Source organism: Pontibacter aquaedesilientis (assembly GCF_014773225.1).
Lineage (GTDB): Bacteria > Bacteroidota > Bacteroidia > Cytophagales > Hymenobacteraceae > Pontibacter > Pontibacter aquaedesilientis.
On the sequence record NZ_JACXAJ010000013.1, the window covers coordinates 22,114 to 43,244 of the forward strand.

Here is a 21,131-nt window from a genome sequence, read left to right on the forward strand (position 1 = left end):
AGGAATGGCCGTTAAATAAATCAAAATTACAAAAACAGGTTTTTTGTTGATGATTTGGTAAAGAAAGGAAAGTTTTGCGTGTCTCCTTGATAAGATTATATCTGTTGCTTAAGGTATCATAAATAGCATCAAGGGAATCGCAAATTGAAAATATAAGGGTGAAAAAAAAGCCGGAGCTTCTCCGGCTTTTTTGTTTGTCTTTTACTGGATATCAGTGGACGGAAAGTGAACCGTTTTGGGCGGCTGAGGAGCGGTTACTTTGCTCTCCTGAAATAGATGGAGCGTTTGGGTTGGGAAGGCAAATTCAGCGCCATGCCTCTCCACCACTTCCACGATCTTGTATGCCACTTCCTCTTTGATGTTTATGAACTCATTCCAGTCCAGCGCCTCCACAAAATACAGTACCATCACGTCTTTGGAGCTGGCTCCTAAATTCTGGAAACGTATGCGACCATCCTGGTTGGTGTGCGGATGGTTGTCTATATAATCCTGCAGCTCGGTGGTGATAGCCTTTATTTGCTGCGAGGTGGTGTCATAAGTCAGGTTGACGTCAAAATGCACCCTACGGAAAGTACGAAGGGTCAGGTTGTTGAGCGGCTTGTCAATCATGCTTTTGTTAGGTACGGTCACAAAGGTCTTCTCCAGTGTGCGTATGCGAGTGCTTCGGAATCCGATTTTCTCAATCACGCCTGTTATGCCATCCACTTCCACCAAATCGCCAACCACAAAAGGATGGTCCAGGAAGATAGTAAAAGAGGCCAGCAGATTCTCCAGGCTCTCTTTGGCTGCAAAAGCGATCGCCAGACCACCCACACCCAGACCGGCTATCATGCCCGCCACATTGACATTGAACACAGAGGCCAGCACCACCAGAAAAGCGAAGATATAGATCATCACCTTCATGAAGTCCTTAAAGAAAGGCACCAGCTGATCGTCCATTTTGGAGGTAGTGCGTGAGGCCCTGTTCTGGAATATCAGCCCGATAAAGTCTACAAAGCGGGTGATGACCCACGTAATGGCCACGATGATAAAGATCTGGTAGGTGCGCAGCATGAACGCCTTCATGAAAGGTGTTCCCTCGCTGCCAGGATCTACTGGGTACTGCAGAACATTCACCGCCAAAAACAGGAATACCAGGAAAACAACTACTTCCAGCGGCTGGATGAGAAGCCGTTTTAAGTTGGCCTGGCCCTCTTCGTCCGAAAACCGCTTCACCAACCTGAAAATAATGCTGGTGATTAGCTTGGACAGCAGCGTTTTGAAAATATACCCAAACAACAAGATGCCGGCAAACCAAAGGTATGCCGACATGCTGTTGCCCAGGAACTCGTAAGATAAATACTCTCTAAAATCCGTCAACATGGTGTTACAATAACTGGCTCAGAGCGATCTCAAAAGAGTTTTTCGCGATCTCGGTCTTCGCCTGATTTTTGACATGGGTTTTCTCCAGTGCATTGAAGATCGTGTTGGAGATGTCATGGAAAATGGCGCCGTCGGTAATCTCCACTTCGTTTTCCATGAGGTAGGCAAACACGCGGGCCATGCCACAATTGGCAATGAAATCAGGTATGACGGAAATGTTCCGGTCCGCAAATTCTCCGGTAGGGCCAAAGAAAATCTCCGGATCCTGGAAAGGCACGTTCGCACCGGAGGAGATAACCTCTAACCCGCTGGCAATCATCTGCTCCAACTGCCCGCGTGTCACCAGTCTGGATGCTGCGGCAGGTATAAATATTTCCGCTTGCAGTGACCAGATGCGGTTATTCACTTCCTCAAAAGGGAGGAGATCTTCAGCATACAAAGCATTGCCCTGGCGGTTGAGGAATAGGTCACGGATCTCCTCGAATGTAAAGCCCTCTGGTTTGATCAATCCACCGGCCCGGTCGATGATGCCCACAATAGCGACGCCCTTGGAGGCGAGGTAGAAAGCAGCGGCAGCCCCTACGTTGCCCCAGCCCTGGATGATGGCATGCTTGCCCTCGGAAGTTCCGCCCCAGATACTGTAATAATGCCGCACGGCCTCTGCCACACCGTATCCTGTGATCATATCAGCCACAGTATACTTGCGGGCCGTGGCCGGGGTATAGGTTGGGTCTTCTATGACCTTGATCACGCCTTGGCGCAGTTGGCCTATTTTGTTGATCTTCTGAGGTTCGGTCGCGTTAAAGTGTCCGTTCACAATTCCTTCCTGCGGATGCCACAGGCCATAATCTTCCGTGATTGGAATCACTTCGTGTATCTCATCCACGTTGAGGTCGCCGCCAGTGCCGTAGTAGTTCTTGAGCAGTGGAATAACGGCTTTGTACCAGCGTTCCAGCACGCCTCGCTTGCGGGGGTCGGCCGGATCGAAGTTGATGCCTGATTTAGCGCCGCCGATAGCTGGCCCCGACACGGTGAACTTTACTTCCATAGTCTTGGCCAGCGATTCCACTTCGCGTTTGTCCAGGCCTTTGCGCATACGTGTGCCTCCTCCGGCTGCACCACCGCGCAGCGAGTTGATCACCACCCAGCCCTCGGCCTCAGTTTCGGCGTCTTTCCATTCAAAAACTATTTCAGGGCGTTTATTTTCAAATTTAGCCAGCAGTTCTTTCATGTATTTATCAGTTGTTAAGGGTTTTGCCACAAAGGTACGAATAACCCGTGAGATGCGGGAAAGGTATAGGAGGAGGCTCTGAGGCAGGTATAGAGAAGGCTCGCGGGGAAACAGTTTGGGCAGGCATCGAACTGTAAGAGGCGAATACATCATGTCTGGCACTCTGGCTGCAGGAAGTCAAGTAGTAGAAATAGCTGGTTCATTCCTTCCCGAAAGGATTCAATCCAGGTATAGCCATATAGTAATGTATTAGCATTAAGTATTTTATATATCCAATTTTATTTTTTATACGTAAATCAACAAAATGCCGCTCCAGGCCATGTGTCTGACTAGGTAGTATTTACGTTATATGTGAGTATAGACGATAATTAATGAAAATCATTCGAAGGTAAATCAGCCAAATGTCGCTATTGTCGTATATATCTTAATATGAATTGAATTGTTTAAATGTATGTAGAAACTGTTAGGTATAATTATTAATTATGAAAAGTTTGTTGTCTAGAATTGAATCTAAAAAAATAGATAAGGCGGCAGCCATGCTGAAAGTACTGGCTCACCCGAAAAGACTGGCGATAGTGGACTTGCTCGGCAAGGAGGAGAAAATGACGGTGACAGAGATATATAAATACTTGGATCTGCCACAAGCAATTGCTTCTCAACACCTTATTACGCTTAAAGACAAAGGGGTACTATCTTCTTTTAAGGTAGGGACAAAGATATATTATTCGCTTTCTATCCCTAAACTGATAGATGTAATTGATTGTCTTGAAGAATGCTGCATTGATATTTAGGCATTAGCGTGCTGGGTGCCTTGCGGTGCCCGGAATGGCAAGTGCCTGAAAGCCAAAGGTCCCCGTCACCTTCTAAACGAAGCTGGCGGGGACCTTTGGCTTTTTTACGCAATGAGTATACCTTCTACAGCATTACAACAGGATTCTGCTATCCGGTTTACTTTGTTTTTTGGCTTTCGACTCCACCTTTTTCTTGCTGGGGTTTGTGTCAGTTTTGTCCTTCTTCATAGCCCGCTCTATTTCCCGTTTCAGGATTTCGTGGCCTTCTATGGTGGTTGCTGCCGAAAGCGCTACTGCGTCAGTGCGACGTTTCACACGCGAGGACGTAGCCACCACATGTGGCTTAGAGGCAGCCATCCACTTGGCGTCTGCGTCAGCATGGGCAGGTTTGTTTGCTACCATGGTGAAGTCCGCCCTTTGGATAGGATTGACGCCGTCATTTGCCACATCTCGCTCCGTCAGCATAAAAGAATGGCTGGTGCAAGCGCTAAGGAGCAAAACAACAGTGATGATGGCCAGAAGGTTGAAGTTAGATTTCATGATGCAATAACTAAAGCAATAGAGAGAATGAGGGCTTTTCTGTTGACGAATAGGCTAGCTACACCCGTCTGGATCATTTACAACTACACAGCGCTACCAGGATATAGTCAAAAGAATTGCCCGAATCTTATTATGTGCAAAGATATGTATATATAATTACATACTACAAATGTGTGAATAAAAAAGCTGACTTTTTTGAGTCAGCTTTATAATAAATTGATATTTTCGGAGTTTATAAGGATTCGGTAGATTGCTTCTCCAGATCAAACAAATCGTTGAGCAGATCAATCAGGGTTTCTGCTTCACCCCGTTTGCAGGCCGCCTTGAGTTGTAAAACCGGCAATTTAATGACTTTCTGCATCATCGACTTGGTAATGCTATCCATCATTTTGGCTTCTTTCGGGCCTAATTTTTTCATGTAGCGGGCCATTTCCTCCTGGCGGATGGCCTCCAGCGCATTCTTCAGTTTATTAATTGTAGGCGAAACCATCATCTCTTTTGACCAGTCGTTGAACTGCTCAATGGACTCATATATGATCGCCTTTACTTTGGGAACAGAGTTGATGCGCTGCTGAAGCGCCGCAGAAGCTTTGTTCTGAATCGTATCGATGTTGTATACCAACACACCAGGTACAGCCTCGGCTTCGGCCTCTACGCTGCGTGGCACAGACAAGTCGATAAAAAACTTGAATGTGAGTACGTTTAGGCGCAGAATCATCTCTTTGGTGAAGAAAGGTGTTTCGCGGGCAACAGAAGAGATAATGACATCCGCTTCTTTCAAACCCTGTACGATTTCTTCGAATGGGAGCACTTCCAGTCCACACTCATCGGCCAGGTGCTGTGCTTTGGCCAGGGTACGGTTCGTAATTTTTACATGCTGGTAGCCTTTGTCCTTGAGGTGACGGCACACATCGGCACCTATCTCGCCTAAACCTACCACCAATATCTTTGGCTCGGCCACCACATCGGCAGTCAATTCTTCAATCAGTTCGATAGCTGCGTAAGAAGTGGAGGCGGCCCCATCGCGGAAGGCGGTCTCTTGCACCACACGCTTGTTCGTGAAGAAGATGGTATGCATCAGGCGGTGCAGGAAAGGCCCGGCTGTTTCGTTGTCGGCTGCCCATTGGTAAGACTGTTTCACCTGATTCGTGATCTGCATATCGCCTACTACCTGCGACTCCAGACCCATACTTACCTCAAATAAATGCTGCACAGCATCGTTGTGTTGGTTCAGAATGGTGAAGTAGTCGAGGTACTGGGTGATGTTGTCTATACCCTTTGTGATACCGAGGAGCTTAACGATTTCGGTACTGTAATCTATGTCGGCATTGTAGTACACCTCGGTGCGGTTGCAAGTGGAGAGTACCAAAATGTCAGAAGCCTGGATGAAGCCTTTCAGCGTCTGAAGAAACTGCCTGCACGAATTCTCATCTAAGGCAATCAGTTCCCTGATATCCAGCGGCGCTTTCTTGTATGACAGGCTGATTGCTTTAAAGTTCTGAAGCATAACTAACGTTCGGAATACTAAAGTGCAAAATTACTGTATTGATGATTAAAATGAAACTTCCTTGACCTTATTAATTAATTTATACTAATTTCAGATAATTTTCGCGCACCCTTCATGATACCGATCTATTCGCAAAAGAACCGAATAAAGTTCATTGTCGTTATTGTGGCACTCATTATTGGGGCTGCCACTATCACCTATACCAACATCTTGGTTAGCAAACTGTCTGAGCGTGAGCAGGAGTTAGTGCAACTGTATGCAAAGGGCCTCCGCTACATGATCAATGCGCCCAGCGACGACAATATCGTCTTTATCGAAGAAGAAATCCTGTCCTCGAACACGACAGTGCCTGTTATCCTGACAGATGAGCACGAAAATATTCTCGACTTTAAGAACATCAGCTTTCCCGAAAACATTTCAGACAGGCGGAAAAATCAACTTTTGCAGCGTGAGATAGCCCGCATGAAGGCCCAACATGCGCCCATTGTGGTGCCTTGGGCAGAGGGGTCTGAAAACTATGTGTTCTACAAAGACTCTGCCCTGCTCTCGCAGCTGCGCTACTACCCCTATGTGCAGCTGTTGGTAATCGCCTGCTTCGCGCTGATGGCTTACTTTGCGTTTAGCTACTCCCGCAAGGCGGAGCAGAACAGGGTGTGGGTAGGCCTCGCCAAGGAGACCGCTCACCAGTTGGGTACGCCGCTGTCGTCGCTCATGGCTTGGTATGAGTACATGAAATCCAGCCCCAAGTTTGAGAACGAGCCCATTACGGCAGAGCTTTGGAAAGATATCAGGAGGCTGGAGATCATCACAGAGCGCTTCTCCAATATTGGGTCTGTGCCGTTGCTGCGCGACGAGAATATCCTGCAGGTAACCGAAAATGCCATTAACTACCTGCAGAACCGTATCTCGAGCAAAGTAGATTTCACGGTTGCCTCCAGTTTCGCGCCCGAAATTACCGCCAAGGTCAATGTGCCGCTCTTTGACTGGGTGATCGAGAACATCTGCAAGAACGCCGTGGACGCCATGGAGGGTCGGGGCAGCATCAGGCTGCAACTGTCGCTGCTCGGAAAAAGCCAGATCGCGCTCGACATTAGCGACACCGGCAAAGGTATACCCAAGAGCAAGGTAGACTCGGTGTTCCTGCCGGGCTATACCACCAAGAAGCGCGGCTGGGGGCTCGGGCTGGCACTGGCCAAACGGATTATCGACAATTACCACAGGGGCAGGCTCTATGTGAAGTCCTCAGAAATTGGGAAAGGCACTACCTTTCGGATTGTGCTCAACAGGTGATTTCAGTTGGGAAGTTAGAAAGTTTGTAAGTTGACAGGTATAACAGTAGGGACAGGTCGCGGCCTGTCCGCCTTTTTGTAGATATAGCATTCAGTTCAGGTATAGCCTGTATCACAATGAATAGCCCTTCATTAAAATAAAGTGTTCATCAAAAACAAGTCTTTATCAGTTAGCAATGGTAGAAGTCGTCAGGTATAGCGGCAGGTATAAGTCGGAATGGGATGCCTTTGTGCGGGCTTCCAAAAACGGCACTTTTATACTATTGCGCGACTACATGGCGTATCATGCCGACCGGTTTGAAGATTATTCCCTTCTCTTCTATAGGAATGAAGAACTGGTGGCGGTCTTACCAGCCAATGTTGCGGAAGGGGCGTTGCATGCGCATGCCGGGCTGAGCTATAGCGGTGTATTATGCGGCTCTGGCATGAAGGCAGTCCTTATGCTACAGGTGTTTGACGCCCTAATTGCTTATTGTAGGACACAGGGTTTTCATGCGCTTTACTACAAGGCTATACCTCATATCTACCACCAACTGCCAGCCGAGGAAGACCTGTATGCCCTGTTCCGAAGTGGCGCCGTGCTACACCAGCGCACTTTGAATTCGGTAATAACCCCGGAAAATAAGCTGCCCTATACCCAACTGCGCAAAAGGAAGATCAAGCGGGCGGCCAGGTATGGCCTGCAGGTGCGCCAGAGCCAGGACTACCAGGTATACATGCAACTGGTGGCGCAGGTGTTAAAAGAGAAGTACAAGCTAGAGCCTACCCACACCGCCGACGAACTCGCGCGACTTGCCACTGTCTTCCCCGAAAACATTAATCTATTCGCTGTCTTTGAGGGCGAAACGATGGTTGCGGGTATGGTCATGTACGAATCAGCCACAGTAGCGCACAGCCAATACATAGCCTCCACTGCCCGGGGCCGCGAGATTGCCGCACTTGACTTCCTGACAGATTTCCTCCTGACACAGGTATACCCGCATAAAAAGTACTTCAGCTTCGGAGTTTCTACCGAGCAGCAAGGCCTATACCTGAACGAGGGGCTTGTTAACAACAAGGAAAGCTACGGTGCCCGCACGGTAGTGCACGATTTTTACCGACTAGAGTTTTAAGCAGGATATCGCCATAAAGAAGAAAGGCTGCTCAAATTGGCAGCCTTTCTTGTATGTATCTGATCAAGTCAACTTATCGGGTTGCTTCCGCTAAAACGGGCTTTTCCACAATTTCTTTACCGAAGAGCTTAATAATTCCCCAAAGCAGGGCGGCCCCAATCAGGTATACCAGGAGCCAGTGCACGCCCCAGCTGGAAAGGTTCGTGCAAACCAGGTTCGCCACCAACGCCACGGTAAGCGCATAGGGCAGCTGTGTCTTCACATGGTCGATGTGGTTGCAGCCCGAGGCCAGCGAGCTCAGGATAGTGGTGTCTGAGATCGGGGAGCAATGGTCGCCGAACACAGCGCCGGCCAGTACCACTGAGATCACATTGTACATAATCGGCATGGTTTCTTCCACGCTCAGGCCATGTTGCTGGCTCACAAACCAGGCGGCGGGCAGCATCAGAGGGTAAAGAATGGCCATGGTGCCCCAACTGGAACCAGTCGAAAAGGCGATGATAGCTGCCAGGAAGAACGTGATCTCGGGCAGGAAGCGTGGCGACACATTGCCAGAGAAAAGCGAGGTCAGGTACTCGGCGGTGTAAAGCTCTTTCGTAACCTGTGCCAGCGACCAGGCCAATACCAGGATGAGCATGGCAGGCAGCATGGTTTTGAAGCCCGTCACCAGCGACTCCATCGTTTCATACAGACTCATGATGCGCTGGCTCACTGTCAGGGCAATGGCTACGGCCACACCCGAGAGGGAAGCCCAAATCAGGGCGGTATAGGAATTGGAGTCACCGATGGTCATGGAGAGTTTCCGGAAAAAGCCTATGCTGGCATCAGCCCAGGTGTCGGGGTTATATCCGGTGTAGAGCAGGCCAATCACGGTTCCGAAAATAACTACCAGTACAGGTATAAGCGCATTGAAGGCACGCGTGCGATTCGGGTCTACGGCATCGAACTCTGCCATTTCCTGTTGCTGGCGGGCATCGCTGCGGCTGTCGGGACGGTGGTTGCTCACGGCGCCGGTGGTGCGAGCGCGATCCTCTGCCTTGTGCATCAGGCCAAAGTCCCGGTTCATCAAAATAAGCATCAGCATGAACACCAGCGTGAGAATAGGGTAGTAGGCATACTCCAGCGAGTGGAAGAAAAGCGAGTAAGCGCCCTCCTCTATACCTAGCGTGGTGGCGGCGTCTTTGATGTAGCCCAGCTCGGCACCTACCCAGGTTGTCACGAAGGCGATGGCCGCTACCGGGGCGGCGGTGCTGTCCACGATGTAAGCCAGCTTCTCGCGCGAAACGCGGTGCTTATCGGTGACAGGCCGCATGGTGTTGCCCACGATCAGGGTGTTGGCATAGTCGTCGAAGAATATGGCAATGCCCAGTGCCCAGGTCACCAGCTGGGTGCTGCGGGCTGAGCGGGCATAGCGGGAAAGCTGGTTGACGACGCCGGCCATACCGCCGTTCTTGGAGATAATCGCCACCATGCCCCCGATCATCATCGAGAACAGGATTACTGCGATATGGTCCGAATCTGTTAGTGCACTTACCAGGTATGTGTCAGCAACGGCCAGCAGACCAGTGAAAATAGATTTTACAGTCAGCCCATAGATCACAAATCCGCCTACCCAGATGCCGGCAAAGAGAGCCAGCAACACCTCCCGGAAAATCAACGCAAGGATGATAGCGATGAGCGGCGGCAGGATGGAAAGCCACATCGGGAAATGGCGCACCCCATGCTCAGCCTCTGAGTCGAGTCGGTAGAGGCGGGCGATGGTATGGCTGCCTATATTGGCACTCACCTGTATCAGATTGGCTTTGGCGGGCAGTGAGAAACGTGCCTCGCCCTCGGTGAAGCTAATGTCCTGCAGGTTTCCGTTGACCCGCACAGGAAGCGGACCGCTATACTTGACCAGGTTACCCGACTCATTGGTGGTGCGCAATGCGAAAGCGGTGTCGTTGACAGCCTGCAGTTTCAGTTCTTCTATGGCTAAATCAGTGCTATCTTCCTGCGCCACTGCCTGAAACGCTAGCAGAAGCAGGAGCATGAGACTCAAAAGGGTCTGGAATAACCTCATGTGGTGTAGGGTCGGTTTTTTGTAAACCCTTAAATAAGCAAATATTTAAGATAATCGGAAATGATAGCAGCAGGAAGCGGTGGGAAAACTTAAAATAAAACAGCCCCTGCGCCAAGGGCACAGGGGCTGTTTCTGGAAGTCCTGCTGATTAGTGCTGGATTACTACTTTGCGGGTGATGGTTCGGTTCTGGAGTGACACCTGAAGGATGTAAACCCCTTTCGGTGCGTTCGCCATGTTCACCTGTTGCTCATAGTGGCCAGAGAAACTATTCTGTGTGTCCTCCAGCATGACCTGTCCTACGGCATTGACCAATCGCACGCTCACTTTGCCTGTCTCTTCGGCAGTGAAGCTGATCGTGAACCTGCCCGCACTAGGGTTAGGATAGGCTTTCAGGCTAAGGCCGTCCTGCATCTCCTGCTCGCCTGCTAAAGCGTAGTGGACAGAGTGGGCGTTAGGCATAGGTATAGCCTTGGCTGGTGCTGAGGTAGCCGAGCAGCCGTTGCCGTCTGTCACGGTCACGGTGTAGGTGTGGTTGCCCGGGCGCACAGAGATGGATGCCTTCGTTTCGCCGTTGCTCCACAGGTACTTGTTTCCTTGCCCTGCCGGAGAAGCCGTTAAAGTAACGAATCCGAATTTATTTGCCTCAGAAACGGAGATGGCCGCTACTGGAAGCGCATTCACCGTGACAGTCACCGCAGCAGTGTATACCTCGCTGCAGCCTCCGTTCCGTACCAGGGCACGGTAGCTGGTGGTCTGCGTCAAGTTCAGGAACTGCAGGGTGGTGGCAGACCCCTCAACCGTAGTCCAGGATGCTCCTGCTGTAGAAGCCTCCCATCTTACCAGGCTGCCGGTTTGGCCACTGAGGGTGATGGTGCCACCGTTGCTGCCATAGCAAACCGACTCGGCGCTCGTGCTCAGGGTGCCAGCTACGGTAGCCGGTGTCAATGTCACAGGCACGCTCACGCGAGGTGCGGTGCTGCAGCTGGCTGCGCTTACCTGCCAGTCATAAAGGAAGTAGTAGAAGCTGCTCGGCGCTGTCTGGTTGTTGCCTGTAATGCTGGCTATGCCTGGCAGGGTATAAGGGTAGACTGCTGAGTTGGTGGTGTTGTTACGGTAGGCTGTAGCCCCACCCCCAAATGCAGACACTTGTATGCCGTAATTCTTGCCGGCCGCAGGCACGAGCAGGTTTAAGTCATACTCTCTCACACCTGGTACCACATTGATGGTAGTAGAGGCGATCACCGTATTGCTCAAGTCTTTGTCAAGGAGCACTACAGTCATTGTGCCCGCTGTGGCCACGTTGATCGTCGACTTCTGCAGTACGAACGGCACCTGTGCGTCGAAGTACATTCTGCCGCCTGTGAAGCTGGTATGTCCACCATTCACGCTATGGTTTTTAGAGCCCAGATTGCCGACCGTCTCGTTGCTGGCCGCCACATAGTAAGTGGTGTTTTGCGTTAGAACCGGAGTCGCAAAAGTTTCTCCGATGTGCAGCAGCGTGCCTTCCGTGGCGGCGTCAAACCAGTATAGCTTGCCTGCATTGGTCTGCGCTGCCAAGTTGGCGCTGCCGCTGGTGCCGCATATTTCGCCGGCCGGAGCGGTAACCGTTGCCACGTCATTGTTGACAGCAACCGGAGTGGCTGTGGTCGTTCCGCATGGCGTCGTTACGCTAACCGTATAGTTGCCACTGGTGCTGGCCATGTAAGTAGCGCCCGCCGCGTTCGCGATAGGTGCCCCGTTTCTGGTCCACTGGTAGGTATAACCTTCTGACTGACCGCCCGTCTCGGCGCGAAGCTCCAGCGTGAAGTCCTGACCCGGGCAGATGCCGAATCCGAAGTTTTTGCTGATAGACACTGCCGTTGGCGGGAGTGGGTTCACAGTAACGGCTACCGCCTGTGAGGTCTGAGGGCATCCGTTCGCAGCAGTCACGGTTACCGTGTAGTTGCCGGAGGCAGTCGCCTCGTAAGTTGCTGCCGTCGCGTTCTCGATCATTTTCCCATCCTTGCGCCAGGTATAGCTTAGGCCGGACCCAGTGTTGGCGTTGAGCACGACAGAGCCGCCTACGCAAAACTCAGCAGGGCCAGCCGGTGTGATGGCAGCCACGGTGGCTGGGGCAGCAGTAGTCGTAACGGCTACCCGCGGACTGGCGCAACCGGTTGCTTTTACCTTCATGTTGTACAGGAAGTAGTAGAAAGCAGTAGGAGTGCTCGCGTTGTTACCCGTAAAAGATACCACATTCGGAATAGTAAACGGATAGGCAGCAGCGTTTGTCGTGTTGTTGCGGTAAGCTGTTGCGCCCCCACCGAAGGCAGACACCATCAGGGTGTAGTTCTTGCCGGCAGTAGGTATAGGGAGGTTCAGAATGTACTCGTTCACGCCAGGCACCACCGTGATGACGGTGCTTGCGATCACGTTTCCGCTCAGGTCCTTGTCCAGCAGGTCGACCGTCATGGTACCACCGGTGCCAACGTTAATGGTGGCTTTGTCGAGGATGAAGGGGATTTCCGCATCGAAGTACATTCGACCGTTGGTGAAGCTAGACATCGCGCCGCCTGAAGTAGGACTGGCAGCAGGCACAGTGCCTGAGAAGTCGTTTAGGGCAGCATAGTATGTTTTGTTGACTGTCGCATTCTCTAGAGTTGCCTCCTTGCCGATGGTTACCAGGTTGCCGCCCGTCATGGCGTCGTACCAGAACACCGTGCCATTGCCGGAAGCGCGCAACACGGTTGGGCCACTGCCGCAAACCGTAGCCGAGGCGACAGGGGCGTCAGTCGGGCTGCTGGTAGAGAGCACCTGCACCAGTCGGTTGTTGCCTGCGTTCTGATCGTTGGTCAGGGCCGTGGCAGCTGTAAAGGTATAAGAGGTGTTCGCCGCCGCGTTGAATGTGCCCGGCAGGAAGAAGCGAGCCTCGCTGTTTGAGCTGATCGTTGCAGTGTAGGTGCCGGTGAGCGTGGCTACCTGCCCATTGCTGTTGCTGATGCCCACTGTCACCGGGATGTTGCTCTGGGCTGCCGTGCCGAAGTTGCGAATTACCACTTCCACATTTTGAGCAGGGTTGGCGCAGAAACCTTGCAATGGGAACATCACTGCCGTAATGCCCACGTCTTTGCTGGCTGCCAGGAACCTTACTCTGTAATCATGCGTCTCGCCTTTGCCATAGGTGCCGCAGGCACTTACATCATTCGGGTTGGTTGTCTCTACCAGCACGACACGCATACGGCTGATATTGCCTTCCTGCACAGAGGTTGGTACTGTTACCGTAGAGGTGTAAGTTTGGGTGTTGTTTACGACGCCAGTGGTGGCCACCAGTTCGCCTTCGTCCTCAAAATCACCGTCGTTGTTCCAGTCGATGTATACCTTGCCCACTTTGTTGTTGTCCGCGCCGCAGGTGCCCAGCGTCAGGCTCAACGGCACCGTCTGGCCTATTTCCAGGTTCGCTGTCAGGTTGGTGTAGTCAGCGGAGGCGCTGCAGCCAGCAGCCGGGGTATTGCTCAGGGCACCCAACGTGAACTGCGTGATCTTGGAGTCAGCATTGGAAAGGGCGCTGGAGGCACAGTAAGCCGAGCCGCCTATGCCGCTAACCAACAAGGAGTAGGCCTGTGGGCCATTCACCAATGTGCCTTTGTGGCGTATGGTAATGGTGTAGTTCTCTCCCGGCACGGCATTGGCAATGTATACCTGCTCCACGTTGTCACGGAAGTTGTCGCCGAAGCTGGCGGCCAGCGCAGGGTTGGCCGGATCCATTACCCAAGGCATGTAAGTGGTCAGCCCTTTGGACACACGCACATCCAGGTCATTCACCAGGCGCGGGGAGCGGTTGTTCAGCGCAGATGGGCCAACAGAAATAACCTGGCCTTCCACGTCTGTCCAGGAGATGGTAACCATAAGCGGACCGGCACCGGATGCTGTCACATTGAAGGTATATGTCTCGCCTTGAGCCAGTGTGCGCTCATTGATCAGGTTGTTGCCCGAGTTGGAAATCATGCGGGCGGCCTTCTCTATGTTCAGTAAGCCCCAGCCATACACGTAGTCCGGGCCAGGCGTCGTGCCTGCCTCATCAGCCGTGTGGATAGCCAGTCCTTTGAGAGTCGCGGCGCGCATAAATTCGCCGGATTTGTTGTGGTAGTGCTCCTGCAGCAGGTTCAAAGAACCCGACACGTTAGGGGCCGACATGGAGGTACCGTTCATGGAAGAATACGCATCGTCAGCCGTGCCTACGGAAGACAGCAGCCCAACTCCGTTGCCCACGATATCCGGCTTGATACGGCCGTCATCTGTCGGGCCCCACGAGCTGAACGAGGAGATTTTTACATCCGCAGCCGTTTTGTAACCGTTGGCAATCGGTTCAACAGCGCCTACCGTCAGGATGTTTTTGGCGTTGCCGTAGGTAGCAATGATGTCGTAACCGTTGTTGCTGCTGATGCCTGCCTGGCGCTGTGCTTCCAGTACCCAGGCGCCTGTGCTGTTGAGTTTCCAGTAAGGTTGGCCAACTGCCGGGCCTGTCTGGTTGCGGTTGTTACCCGCCGACTTCACCATCAGGTAATAAGGTGCGTTGTAAGCGATCTGGTCCCAGAGCTGTGCAGCTGAGTTGTAGTAACCAAAGTTGTAGTCTTCGGTAGTGCTCACATTCGGGTTAGCCCGGAACTCCCAGAAAGGATTTGTCGCCGTGCCGGCACGGCCTGTGTTATAGTACCAACCAGCAATAGTGCCATACGAGTGGTTGGAGATCAGGAGTTCGTGTGCGGCAGCCGCCATTTCAGGGGTGTCGTTGCTGAAGTCCCAAGCCTGCAGGTTCCTGGCGCCGAATGACATGCCTTTTGCCAGCGGGTTAACACCGGAGGCTATCATAGTGCCTGATACGTGCACAGCATGGTCGCTGATGGCGGTTGCCCCGTCGCGTTGCGTTACCCTGCCCAATAGTTCCTGGTGCGACAGCCTGACGGCGCCGCCATCCCAAACACCGAGTTTGCCTCTGAGCGCATCGCTGCTGCCGCTCAGGTTAAGCCCTGTGCCGCCGCCTGGCCATACCTGGTCTGTCTTCACAGAGGCCGCCGCCCGCGTATTGTTTTCAGTGATATAGTGGATCGGGAATCCGCGCTCATCTACACCTTCCAGCGAGATTACCGTTCCGTTTTCCTCCACATGCCGTACCACCCAGTTTTTTTGCCGGGCCAACTGTAGCGCATGCTCCTTGTTCGATTTGGCCTTTGGCGCGATCTCGTTGTGGATACTTTGCAGGGCCGCTTTGTTAGTGGCCTGTTCCTGTCCTTTGGCGTTAGGCTTTTGCGCCAGCACAGGCGCAGCGGTCATACATAGGATGACTGCTGCCATTGACAACATTCTGTTTCTCATAATATTCAGGATGATACTATAAGGGAATGGTGGCCAGTAAGCCCTTGCTCAAGGGAATATAGGAAGGGGTGCCGGGTGCTGCTTGAGGGCGCAGCAAGGCTGGCAATGCTTTTAGCCATAGGGCGGCATGCCGTGTTAGGTAGTAGTAGAGGTGTTGCATAAGGCGGATAAAGTGTGTTTGTTAGGATTAATTAATTATTTTATTAAAAATTAAACCTCTAAAGCTAATACAGAATTTGGAAAATCATACTATAGTAATAGTCTAATACAAAAATATTTTTTCGTGGAAAGTTCTGATAACTAATGAAGTAGGGTGGAAGCTGCGGCTAAAAACCCCTATGCTGCAACTCAGGCCATCTTTTTGATAATAAAAGGAAGAGGATTGATAGTAAAAGGGAGAAGAGATTGGTCTATATATATGATAATATTGCACTATCTATATATTTATGGCATGCCTTCTAAATAGGGCGGGCACTAAAAAAAGCCCTTGCTGTCAGCAAGGGCTTTGGATATGAAATCACTGCATTTTGTCTGGCCCTATCTGGCTCTATTCACAATAAACACCCCGGCCAGAATAATGACCATGCCCACATAGTGCCACAATTGGATAACCTCACCGTCCAGCACCCCCCACATGAGCGCCACGACAGGTATAAGGTATGTCGAAGAGCTGGCGAATAGCGTAGTGCTCATGTGAATAAGCTTGTTGAACAGTACCAGCCCAACGGCCGTGCTGAAAATGGCCAGTATGGCAATGTACATAAACGCTTCCCAGGCACCGGGCGTGCTTTGCAGCTTTGGCACCACATCTGTCGTGAACATATAGGCGATTGCCAGCGGCCCAACTGTGAGCAGCGCCATGCTTGACATCACCAGCGGCTTCATGCCCTGCAACCGGTGCTTGATGATGTTCACGCTGCCACCGTAGCAGATTGTGGCGATGACGATGTAGATACCATAAAAGGTGTTGTCCAGGCTGGTGTCACTACCCGAGAAGATAAGGATGGCCGTGCCTACTATACCGATGATAATGCCTAGCATGCGCATCCAGGTAATGGCCTGTTGGAAGAAGATGGCTCCAACCAGCAAAGTAAAGAGGGCCGTCAGTGAGTTGAGTACCCCCGCCAGACCGCTGGCCAGCTGCGTCTCAGCGTAGGCGAAGAGGAAAGCCGGGAACAAATTGCCCAGCAAGCCACTGCCCAGCAGGTATTTCCAACGGTGCGGCTCTACCTGTCGGATATGTTTAATAGCAAAAGGAGACAAAGTCAGGAAAGCGATGGCAATCCGGATAGCTCCCAGTTCGTTGGAGCTGAACACGACCAGGCCCTTTTTGATCAGGATAAAAGACGTGCCCCAGATCAGGGCCAGTATGATAAGCAGGAACCAGGCCAGTGGCGGGGTACCTGTTTTCTCCGGTGCGGGTGCGAGAGAGGTTTTGATAAGTTAGAAAGTTTAGAAGTTAGAAAGTTAGAAAGTTGTCTCGGATGATGGACGACCTCCCAACTAAGATGCAAATATAAAAGGAGTTGAAGTCTCAACATGCATGCTGAACCCTCAACTCCCTTAAAACTTTCTAACTTCTAAACTTTCTAACTTCTAAACTTTCTAACTATCTAACTCCTCAACTTCATACGCCATGGTCTGGGCGATCTCGTCCAGCGTGTCGTAGATCTCCTGAATGTCTTCGGACTGCACCAGTTTCATGCGCAGCGGCTTAAAGTGCGGCAGGCCCCGGAAATAGTTGGTGTAGTGGCGGCGCATCTCGAAGATGCCCAGTTTGTCGCCTTTCCACTCCAGCGAGTGCGTGAAGTGCTGGCGGCAAACCTCTACACGTTCTTCCAGAGTTGGCGGTGCCAGCATTTCGCCGGTTGCCATGTAGTGTTTGATCTCGTTGAAGATCCATGGGTGGCCAATGGAGGCGCGGCCAATCATGATGCCGTCTACGCCATACCTGTTTTTATATTCCAGTGCTTTCTGCGGAGAATCGATATCACCGTTCCCGAAGATCGGGATTTGCATGCGCGGGTTGTTCTTCACCTCGGCAATCAGGGTCCAGTCGGCTTCGCCTTTGTACATCTGCACACGGGTGCGGCCATGTATGCTCAACGCCTTTATACCAATGTCCTGCAGTCTTTCGGCGGTTTCTACAATAAATTTGGTGTCTTCGTCCCAGCCCAGTCGCGTCTTCACCGTCACGGGCAGATGCGTGGCTTTCACGATTTCCTCAGTCATCTTCACCATCTTAGGAATGTCGCGCAGCAATGCGGCGCCGGCACCCTTGCAGGCCACGTTCTTTACAGGGCAGCCGTAGTTGATGTCGATCAGGTCGGGGCCGGCCTGCGACGACACGATGGCGGCTTCGCGCATCGAGTCGATGTCCGAGCCGAAAATCTGAATACCGATGGGGCGCTCGTAGTCAAAAATGTCGAGTTTCTGCACACTTTTGGCGGCGTCACGTATCAGACCCTCAGAAGAGATGAACTCGGTGTACATCAGGTCTGCGCCGTTGGCCTTGCACACTTTTCGGAAGGGCGGATCGCTCACATCCTCCATCGGTGCCAGCAGCAGCGGGAAATCGCCCAGTTCTATGTTCGCTATCTTTACCAAAGCAAAATTTAAAATTTCACGTAAATTTACGTCAATTAAACCTAATCTTCTCTATGAAAGGTTTCATCTCCGAAGGCAGGCACCCGTTTTTTGTCCTGTTGCTCCTCCTGGGGTTCATGCTATTGGGCTATTTTGTGGCTTCTATCCTGTTTATAGCGGTGAGCCCGCTGTTAGGTATAGAGGTATTGGACATCACCAACCTGCTGGCCAATCCCACTGAAAACCCGAAGGGCGCAGACGCGCTCCTGGTCTTTCAGGGCTTTGTGCAGTTCACCTCTTTTGTGGTGGCCCCGCTGCTCATGCTGCGCTTCATGAACGTGAACATCGACTCCTACCTGAACTGGAAGAAAATCCCTTTACCCGCGCTACTCCTGTTGGCTGGCTTGTTGATTATCTTCATCATGCCGGCCAACTCGCTCATCATTAACTGGAATGCCAAGCTGAACCTGCCCGATTTTATGGCGGGTTTCGAAGCATGGGCGCGAGCCAAGGAAGACGAGCTGGCAGAGCTGACCAAACTCATTGCCAATTTCGGCACGTTGCCGCGTTTGTTGGCAGGCCTGTTGGTTATTGCGGTTATACCTGCCATCGGCGAAGAACTGGTGTTCAGAGGGGTGATGCAACGGCAGGTACACCGCTGGTCTGGCAATGCGCATGTGGCGGTTTGGGTGGCAGCCATCATTTTCTCCACGATCCACGTGCAATTTTTTGGTTTTGTGCCCCGCATGCTGTTGGGGGCCTTGTTTGGTTACCTATACCTGTGGTCAGGCAATATCTGGGTGCCGATTGTCGCCCACTTCTTCAACAACGGCTTCACGGTGTTTTTGCTATACCTGCAGCAGACGGGCGCGATTGATTTCAATGTCGAGTCCACGGAGCCGATGCCGTTCTATACCATTTTATTGTCGGCTGTATTGAGTGCTGCCGTAATCTATTACCTTTACAAGCAGTTTATGCAGACGCCCACCCGCCCCGAAAGTATAGCCGAGGCCGCTGAGGAGCGTCAGAACCAATAATTGATTGACAAACCCACCGGCTATACCTTGCCGGTTATCTACACCCGATGAGCACAAAGATTTCTGCCCTTAGTAATTTGCAACAACGCCTGATTGTAGGAGTATTGGGGGCAGCCCTTTTAATTGGGGGGATCATCTTCAGTGAGTGGACCTTCTCCCTGCTGTTTCTGGGGCTCACGCTACTGGGCACGCTGGAGTTTTATAAACTAGCGGGTACGGCAGGTATACAGCCAAACAAAACCTTGGGCGCTGTGCTGGCGGCGGGCGTTTTTATCTCTGTTTTATTGATAGACAAGGAGTACATGCCGGCCGAGGTGCTATACCTGGCACCGCCAGCCTTCTTCCTGGTGTTCGTACTGGAGCTGTACCGCAAAGAGCCGCAGCCTTTCACCAACATCGCGTTTACTATATTAGGTGTAATCTACATCGCCGTGCCATTCTCATTATTGCAGCTGCTGGGTCACCTGCAAGGAGAATATAGCTGGCAGCCTATCCTGGGTCTCTTGCTGCTTATCTGGTCAGCCGACACAGGAGCTTACATAGCGGGCAAAAACTTTGGCAAGCACAAACTCCTGGAGCGCGTGTCGCCGGGCAAAACCTGGGAAGGCTGGGTTGGCGGCACTATCCTGACCATACTGGTGGGCTGGGGGCTTGCTGTCCTGTTTCATGACCTGGAGCTGTACCAATGGCTCGGCATCGCCGCTATCGTGTCGGTGTTCGGCGTGCTGGGCGACCTGACCGAGTCGCTGCTGAAACGTAGCCTGGGCGTAAAAGACTCTGGTACGCTGCTGCCTGGCCACGGCGGCATTCTGGACCGCTTCGACAGCCTGATCATGGTCATTCCCTTCATCGTGGCGTTCCTCAAAATTTTCTAAATTATTGTTGATTAAGGTGTAGGTGTGTGTAAATAATATTTACATAACTTTACCGCCATAATTGTTAATCACTGATTAATTCACAAACTTAAAATGATGTTATACAAAGAGCCTGCACCGATCAAGGATAGAGAGAATCCTTTCGAATCGATGATGTCGCGTTTCAACATCGCGGCAGAGGTACTTGGGCTGGATGAGGAGGTTTACAATGTCCTTAAGACTCCAACGCGTCAGGTAATCGTGAACGTGCCTGTAACGATGGATGACGGCAAAGTGCGTGTGTTTGAAGGTTACCGCGTGATTCACTCTACTATCCTGGGCCCGTCGAAAGGCGGTATCCGCTTTGCGCCGGACGTGTTCCTGGACGAGGTGAAGGCCCTGGCTGCCTGGATGACCTGGAAGTGTGCTGTGGTGGATATACCTTACGGTGGTGCCAAAGGCGGTATCATCTGCGACCCCTATGCGATGTCGGCTGGTGAGATGGAGCGTCTGACAAGAGCCTATACCCAGGCTTTGATTGACATTTTCGGCCCTGACCAAGATATACCTGCTCCTGACATGGGCACAGGCCCACGTGAGATGGCCTGGCTGATGGACGAATACTCTAAAACCAAAGGATCGACCGTGCACGCCGTGGTAACAGGCAAGCCGCTTGTACTGGGTGGCTCACTGGGCCGCGTAGAAGCGACCGGTCGCGGTGTAATGGTGTCGGCCATGGCTGCTATGGAGAAACTGGGTATGAACCCGGCCAAATCTACTGCAGTGGTGCAGGGCTTCGGTAACGTAGGTGCCTGGGCCGCCAAGCTGATGGCTGAGCGTGGTGTGAAAATACTGGGTGTGAGCGATGTGAGCGGTGCTTACTGGAACGACAACGGTATCGACATTGAGGAAGCGATCGAATACAAGAACAATAACAACGGCCGCCTGGAAGGCTACAAAAATGCCGAAAAGATCAGCAACGACGACTTGCTCATCGCCAAGGTTGACGTGCTGGTGCCGGCTGCCGTGGAGGATGTGATCACGATCAAAAACGTAGACCAGATTCAGGCCCGCCTGATTGTGGAAGGCGCTAACGGTCCTACCTCATACAAAGCCGACAACGTTATCAACGAAAAAGGCATTATGGTGGTGCCGGATATCCTGGCGAACTCTGGTGGCGTGACCGTATCTTACTTTGAGTGGGTGCAGAACCGCATGGGCTTTAAGTGGACGCTTGATCGGGTGAATGGCCGTGCCGAGCGTATCATGCACGAGTCGTTTGAGCGCGTGTACGCCGCTTCGCAGAAGTATAACGTGCCGATGCGTATTGCCGCCTACATTGTGGCTATCGACAAGGTAGCCATGACTTATAAGTATCGCGGCGGTTTCTAAGCAAAGATTTTTATT

General features: G+C 51.8%; 14 protein-coding genes. 6 read left to right on the top strand and 8 right to left on the bottom strand.

Annotated features, from left to right (window positions below; translation table 11 throughout):
• Nucleotides 1–201: 201 nt before the first annotated feature.
• Both H9Q13_RS17490 and H9Q13_RS17495 read right to left on the bottom strand, forming a co-directional pair.
• Complete coding sequence (locus H9Q13_RS17490; RefSeq protein ID WP_191185107.1) at nt 202–1,362, bottom strand: mechanosensitive ion channel family protein; 1,161 nt, start codon at nt 1,360–1,362, stop codon at nt 202–204.
• A gap of 4 nt (nt 1,363–1,366) precedes the next feature.
• Nucleotides 1,367–2,593: a Glu/Leu/Phe/Val dehydrogenase dimerization domain-containing protein gene (locus H9Q13_RS17495; RefSeq protein WP_191185108.1), complete on the bottom strand. Its 1,227-nt coding sequence runs from the start codon at nt 2,591–2,593 to the stop codon at nt 1,367–1,369.
• Between the two features lie 482 nt (nt 2,594–3,075).
• Between H9Q13_RS17495 and H9Q13_RS17500 the strand changes: the two genes are divergently transcribed.
• A complete protein-coding gene (locus H9Q13_RS17500; RefSeq protein ID WP_018476478.1) occupies nt 3,076–3,384 on the top strand; it encodes an ArsR/SmtB family transcription factor in 309 nt (102 codons plus the stop codon).
• A gap of 132 nt (nt 3,385–3,516) precedes the next feature.
• Here the strand turns inward: H9Q13_RS17500 and H9Q13_RS17505 are convergent, their stop codons facing one another.
• Together H9Q13_RS17505 and hemA are read right to left on the bottom strand one after the other, a co-directional pair.
• On the bottom strand, nt 3,517–3,924 hold the full coding sequence (locus H9Q13_RS17505; RefSeq protein ID WP_191185109.1) for a hypothetical protein: 408 nt from the start codon (nt 3,922–3,924) through the stop codon (nt 3,517–3,519).
• A 232-nt stretch (nt 3,925–4,156) separates the two neighbouring features.
• A complete protein-coding gene (gene hemA, locus H9Q13_RS17510; RefSeq protein ID WP_191185110.1) occupies nt 4,157–5,431 on the bottom strand; it encodes a glutamyl-tRNA reductase in 1,275 nt (424 codons plus the stop codon).
• A 114-nt stretch (nt 5,432–5,545) separates the two neighbouring features.
• Here hemA and H9Q13_RS17515 point away from each other — a divergent pair, with 114 nt between their 5' ends.
• Nucleotides 5,546–6,721 carry a sensor histidine kinase gene (locus H9Q13_RS17515; protein WP_191185111.1) on the top strand — a complete coding sequence of 392 codons (1,176 nt, stop codon included), beginning with the start codon at nt 5,546–5,548 and terminating at the stop codon, nt 6,719–6,721.
• Between the two features lie 175 nt (nt 6,722–6,896).
• Nucleotides 6,897–7,832, top strand: a complete 936-nt coding sequence (locus H9Q13_RS17520; RefSeq protein WP_191185112.1) for a GNAT family N-acetyltransferase — start codon at nt 6,897–6,899, stop codon at nt 7,830–7,832.
• A 73-nt stretch (nt 7,833–7,905) separates the two neighbouring features.
• On the opposite strand, the gene H9Q13_RS17525 is transcribed toward H9Q13_RS17520, so the two are convergent.
• From H9Q13_RS17525 to dusB, 4 genes are all read right to left on the bottom strand, one after another.
• Complete coding sequence (locus H9Q13_RS17525) at nt 7,906–9,894, bottom strand: Na+/H+ antiporter NhaC family protein (protein ID WP_224744375.1); 1,989 nt, start codon at nt 9,892–9,894, stop codon at nt 7,906–7,908.
• 148 nt (nt 9,895–10,042) lie between these two features.
• The gene (locus H9Q13_RS17530) at nt 10,043–15,247 is read right to left on the bottom strand and encodes an Ig-like domain-containing protein (protein ID WP_191185113.1); all 5,205 of its coding nucleotides are present in this window, start codon (nt 15,245–15,247) and stop codon (nt 10,043–10,045) included.
• Between the two features lie 537 nt (nt 15,248–15,784).
• Nucleotides 15,785–16,687 (bottom strand): DMT family transporter, encoded by a 903-nt coding sequence (locus H9Q13_RS17535; protein ID WP_317173914.1) that lies wholly within the window; start codon nt 16,685–16,687, stop codon nt 15,785–15,787.
• Between the two features lie 165 nt (nt 16,688–16,852).
• Entirely contained in the window at nt 16,853–17,854 is a 1,002-nt protein-coding gene (dusB, locus tag H9Q13_RS17540) for a tRNA dihydrouridine synthase DusB (RefSeq protein WP_191185114.1), read from the bottom strand.
• Between the two features lie 53 nt (nt 17,855–17,907).
• Here dusB and H9Q13_RS17545 point away from each other — a divergent pair, with 53 nt between their 5' ends.
• The 3 genes from H9Q13_RS17545 (at nt 17,908) to H9Q13_RS17555 (ending at nt 21,116) form a co-directional block, all read left to right on the top strand.
• Nucleotides 17,908–18,870, top strand: a complete 963-nt coding sequence (locus H9Q13_RS17545) for a CPBP family intramembrane glutamic endopeptidase (RefSeq protein WP_191185115.1) — start codon at nt 17,908–17,910, stop codon at nt 18,868–18,870.
• A 47-nt stretch (nt 18,871–18,917) separates the two neighbouring features.
• A complete protein-coding gene (locus H9Q13_RS17550) occupies nt 18,918–19,745 on the top strand; it encodes a phosphatidate cytidylyltransferase (protein WP_224744376.1) in 828 nt (275 codons plus the stop codon).
• Nucleotides 19,746–19,841: 96 nt separating this feature from the next.
• The gene (locus H9Q13_RS17555; protein ID WP_191185146.1) at nt 19,842–21,116 is read left to right on the top strand and encodes a Glu/Leu/Phe/Val family dehydrogenase; all 1,275 of its coding nucleotides are present in this window, start codon (nt 19,842–19,844) and stop codon (nt 21,114–21,116) included.
• The last annotated feature ends 15 nt before the right edge of the window (nt 21,117–21,131 follow it).